The 1,923-nt window shown below is 58.0% G+C and carries 1 rRNA gene; it reads right to left on the bottom strand.

What is annotated here, in order from left to right:
• A 23S ribosomal RNA gene (locus ACIBPC_RS32045) occupies positions 1-1,558 on the bottom strand; the annotation flags it as partial.
• Between the last annotated feature and the right edge of the window lie 365 nt (positions 1,559-1,923).

Raw genomic sequence — 1,923 nt, 5'->3', positions numbered from 1 at the left:
AGGGCTTCACGGGCTTAGCATCAGGAGATTCAGCGCTGGCGCTCCACGGCGGGTACCGGAATATCAACCGGTTATCCATCGACTACGCCTGTCGGCCTCGCCTTAGGCCCCGACTTACCCTGGGCAGATCAGCTTGACCCAGGAACCCTTAGTCAATCGGCGCACACGTTTCTCACGTGCGTCACGCTACTCATGCCTGCATTCTCACTCGCGTACCGTCCACAACCCCTTACAAGGCTGCTTCACCCAGCACACGACGCTCCCCTACCCATCCAGACAAAGCCTGGATGACACGACTTCGGCGGTGTACTTGAGCCCCGCTACATTATCGGCGCAGAATCACTCGACCAGTGAGCTATTACGCACTCTTTCAAGGGTGGCTGCTTCTAAGCCAACCTCCTGGCTGTCTCTGCGACTCCACATCCTTTCCCACTTAGCACACGCTTAGGGGCCTTAGTCGATGCTCTGGGCTGTTTCCCTCTCGACCATGGAGCTTATCCCCCACAGTCTCACTGCCGCCCTTCACTTGCCGGCATTCGGAGTTTGGCTAAGGTCAGTAACCCGGTAAGGCCCATCACCTATCCAGTGCTCTACCTCCGACAAGAAACAAACGACGCTGCACCTAAATGCATTTCGGGGAGAACCAGCTATCACGGAGTCTGATTGGCCTTTCACCCCTAACCACAGGTCATCCCCCAGATTTTCAACTCTGGTGGGTTCGGGCCTCCACGCAGTCTTACCCACGCTTCACCCTGCCCATGGCTAGATCACCCCGCTTCGGGTCTAGGGCATGCTACTCAAACGCCCTCTTCGGACTCGCTTTCGCTACGGCTCCCCACCAACAGGTTAACCTCGCAACACACCGCAAACTCGCAGGCTCATTCTTCAAAAGGCACGCAGTCACGACGCACCGAGCAAGCTCGATGCGCGACGCTCCCACGGCTTGTAGGCACACGGTTTCAGGTACTATTTCACTCCGCTCCCGCGGTACTTTTCACCATTCCCTCACGGTACTATCCACTATCGGTCACCAGGGAATATTTAGGCTTAACGGGTGGTCCCGCCAGATTCACACAGGATTTCTCGGGCCCCGTGCTACTTGGGAAACACACAAAGGAGCCGTCACAGTTTCGTCTACGGGGGTCTTACCCTCTACGCCAGGCCTTTCGCATGCCCTTCGACTACCACAACGGTTTCTCACTCCCCGACTGTCCGGCAGAACAATCAAGTGCACTCCCACAACCCCGCCTGCGCAACCCCTGCCGGGTATCACACACAAACGGTTTAGCCTCCTCCGGTTTCGCTCACCACTACTCCCGGAATCACGGTTGTTTTCTCTTCCTGCGGGTACTGAGATGTTTCACTTCCCCGCGTTCCCTCCACACCGCCTATACATTCAGCGGCAGGTGACAGCCCATAACGACTGCCGGGTTTCCCCATTCGGAAACCCCCGGATCACAGCTAGGTTGACAACTCCCCGGGGACTATCGCGGCCTCCCACGTCCTTCATCGGTTCCTGGTACCAAGGCATCCACCGTGCGCCCTTAACAACTTGGCCACAGATGCTCGCGTCCACTGTGCAATTCTCAACCAACAACCAGTCCGCCCCCCTCCCCCTCACGGGAAAGCAGGGCCCTGGCACACCCGAAGACAAAACCGCTTCCACGGCCGTGCCCTCAGACACCCAACAGCGCGCCCGGACCTGTCTCTACACCCCGCCAGGCGTTCCCCACCCAAAAGGGCGGTACTAGCTTGGTTTCCGTGAACCGGCAGATCCGAATAGTCAATGTTCCACCCATGAGCAACCACCCCAGAACACTCGCCCGGGGCTGGCCATATGCTCCTTAGAAAGGAGGTGATCCAGCCGCACCTTCCGGTACGGCTACCTTGTTACGACTTCGTCCCAATCGCCAGTCCCACCTT

It is taken from the genome of Streptomyces sp. NPDC049879 (assembly GCF_044461265.1).
In the GTDB taxonomy this organism is placed as follows: domain Bacteria; phylum Actinomycetota; class Actinomycetes; order Streptomycetales; family Streptomycetaceae; genus Streptomyces.
This window is presented reverse-complemented; position numbering and strand designations above follow the sequence as displayed.